The organism is Morganella morganii (genome assembly GCF_041099235.1).
Lineage (GTDB): Bacteria > Pseudomonadota > Gammaproteobacteria > Enterobacterales > Enterobacteriaceae > Morganella > Morganella morganii_E.
Genome location: NZ_JBFZSO010000020.1, coordinates 1 through 3,217 on the forward strand (window position 1 = coordinate 1; position 3,217 = coordinate 3,217).

General features: G+C 52.1%; 1 rRNA gene. It reads right to left on the reverse strand.

The features are described 5' to 3' along the window. Window positions 1-33: 33 nt before the first annotated feature. Window positions 34-2,939 (reverse strand): 23S ribosomal RNA (locus AB7038_RS18010). Window positions 2,940-3,217: the final 278 nt, after the last annotated feature.

Genomic DNA, 3,217 nt, shown 5'->3' on the forward strand with positions numbered 1-3,217 from the left:
TCGTCTCTCAACTCAAAACACCTTCGGTGTTGTCAGGTTAAGCCTCACGGTTCATTAGTACTGGTCAGCTCAACGCATCGCTGCGCTTACACACCCAGCCTATCAACGTCTTAGTCTCAAACGTTCCTTCAGGACCCTTAAAGGGTCAGGGAAGACTCATCTCGAGGCAAGTTTCCCGCTTAGATGCTTTCAGCGGTTATCTCTTCCGCACTTAGCTACCGGGCAATGCAATTGGCATCACAACCCGTACACCAGTGGTGCGTTCACTCCGGTCCTCTCGTACTAGGAGCAACCCCTCTCAATCTTCCAGCGCCCACGGCAGATAGGGACCGAACTGTCTCACGACGTTCTAAACCCAGCTCGCGTACCACTTTAAATGGCGAACAGCCATACCCTTGGGACCTACTTCAGCCCCAGGATGTGATGAGCCGACATCGAGGTGCCAAACACCGCCGTCGATATGAACTCTTGGGCGGTATCAGCCTGTTATCCCCGGAGTACCTTTTATCCGTTGAGCGATGGCCCTTCCATTCAGAACCACCGGATCACTAAGACCTACTTTCGTACCTGCTCGAGCCGTCACTCTCGCAGTCAAGCTGGCTTATGCCTTTGCACTAACCGCATGATGTCCGACCATGCTTAGCCAACCTTCGTGCTCCTCCGTTACTCTTTGGGAGGAGACCGCCCCAGTCAAACTACCCACCAGACACGGTCCCCGATCCAGATTATGGACCCGGGTTAGAACATCAAACGTTAAAGGGTGGTATTTCAAGGATGGCTCCGTGCAGACTGGCGTCCACACTTCGTTGCCTCCCACCTATCCTACACATCAAGGCTCAATGTTCAGTGTCAAGCTATAGTAAAGGTTCACGGGGTCTTTCCGTCTTGCCGCGGGTACACTGCATCTTCACAGCGAGTTCAATTTCACTGAGTCTCGGGTGGAGACAGCCTGGCCATCATTACGCCATTCGTGCAGGTCGGAACTTACCCGACAAGGAATTTCGCTACCTTAGGACCGTTATAGTTACGGCCGCCGTTTACCGGGGCTTCGATCAGAAGCTTCGCTTGCGCTAACCTCATCAATTAACCTTCCGGCACCGGGCAGGCGTCACACCGTATACGTCCACTTTCGTGTTTGCACAGTGCTGTGTTTTTAATAAACAGTTGCAGCCAGCTGGTATCTGCGGCTGGCTTCAGCTCCATGGGTAAACCACTTCACCTAATGCCAGCGTGCCTTCTCCCGAAGTTACGGCACCATTTTGCCTAGTTCCTTCACCCGAGTTCTCTCAAGCGCCTGAGTATTCTCTACCTGACCACCTGTGTCGGTTTGGGGTACGATTAATGGTAACCTGGAGCTTAGAGGCTTTTCCCGGAAGCAGAGCATCAATCACTTCACCACCGTAGTGGCTCGTCGTCACGCCTCAGTGTTAACAACCGACCGGATTTGCCTGGTCAGTCCACCTGCACGCTTAAACCGGGACAACCGTCGCCCGGATGATTTAGCTTTCTCCGTCCCCCCTTCGCAGTTACCACCAGTACGGGAATATTAACCCGTTGCCCATCGACTACGCTTTTCAGCCTCGCCTTAGGGGTCGACTCACCCTGCCCCGATTAACGTTGGACAGGAACCCTTGGTCTTCCGGCGTGCGGGTTTTTCACCCGCATTATCGTTACTTATGTCAGCATTCGCACTTCTGATACCTCCAGCATGCCTCACAGCACACCTTCACAGGCTTACAGAACGCTCCCCTACCCAACAATATTTACATATCGCTGCCGCGGCTTCGGTGCATAATTTAGCCCCGTTACATCTTCCGCGCAGGCCGACTCGACCAGTGAGCTATTACGCTTTCTTTAAATGATGGCTGCTTCTAAGCCAACATCCTGGCTGTCTGAGCCTTCCCACTTCGTTTCCCACTTAATTATGACTTTGGGACCTTAGCCGGCGGTCTGGGTTGTTTCCCTCTTCACGACGAACGTTAGCACCCGCCGTGTGTCTCCCGTGATAACATTCTCCGGTATTCGCAGTTTGCATCGGGTTGGTAAGTCGGGATGACCCCCTAGCCGAAACAGTGCTCTACCCCCGGAGATGAATTCACGAGGCGCTACCTAAATAGCTTTCGGGGAGAACCAGCTATCTCCCGGTTTGATTGGCCTTTCACCCCCAGCCACAAGTCATCCGCTAATTTTTCAACATTAGTCGGTTCGGTCCTCCAGTTAGTGTTACCCAACCTTCAACCTGCCCATGGCTAGATCACCGGGTTTCGGGTCTATACCCTGCAACTAATTCGCCCAGTTAAGACTCGGTTTCCCTGCGGCTCCCCTATTCGGTTAACCTTGCTACAGAATATAAGTCGCTGACCCATTATACAAAAGGTACGCAGTCACACCATAAAGGTGCTCCCACTGCTTGTACGTACACGGTTTCAGGTTCTTTTTCACTCCCCTCGCCGGGGTTCTTTTCGCCTTTCCCTCACGGTACTGGTTCACTATCGGTCAGTCAGGAGTATTTAGCCTTGGAGGATGGTCCCCCCGTATTCAGACAGGATAACACGTGTCCCGCCTTACTCATCGGACTCACAACACCAGTGCTTTCAGATACAGGGCTATCACCTGCTGTGGCCAGCCTTTCCAGACTGTTCTCTTAACACTGATGCTGATTAAGGTCCTGGGCTGCTCCCCGTTCGCTCGCCGCTACTGGGGGAATCTCGTTTGATTTCTTTTCCTCGGGGTACTTAGATGTTTCAGTTCTCCCGGTTCGCTTCATTACCCTATGTATTCAGGTAATGATAGTGCAACGAATTGCACTGGGTTTCCCCATTCGGAAATCGCCGGTTATAACGGTTCATATCACCTTACCGGCGCTTATCGCAGATTAGCACGTCCTTCATCGCCTCTGACTGCCTAGGCATCCACCGTGTACGCTTATTCGCTTAACCTCACAACCCGAAGGTGTTTCGACTGAGTGTTTCTGTGGGGTTATGGCTGCGCGCCCCTCATTTCTTTGTCGGGCGGTGCTCGCAATGCTCACATACTGATGTATGCTCCGCTTGCTGTGCTCCGTCCTTCGCGAACTGAGGACTGCTCGCTCATAACTCACGCAAAAACGTCTTCACATTTTCGTGTTGCTTGGCTGAGAGACTCATCAATATTACCTCGGTGATAATATTGATTGTTTCAATTTTTCAGCTTGTTCCGGATTGTTAAAGAGCATAAT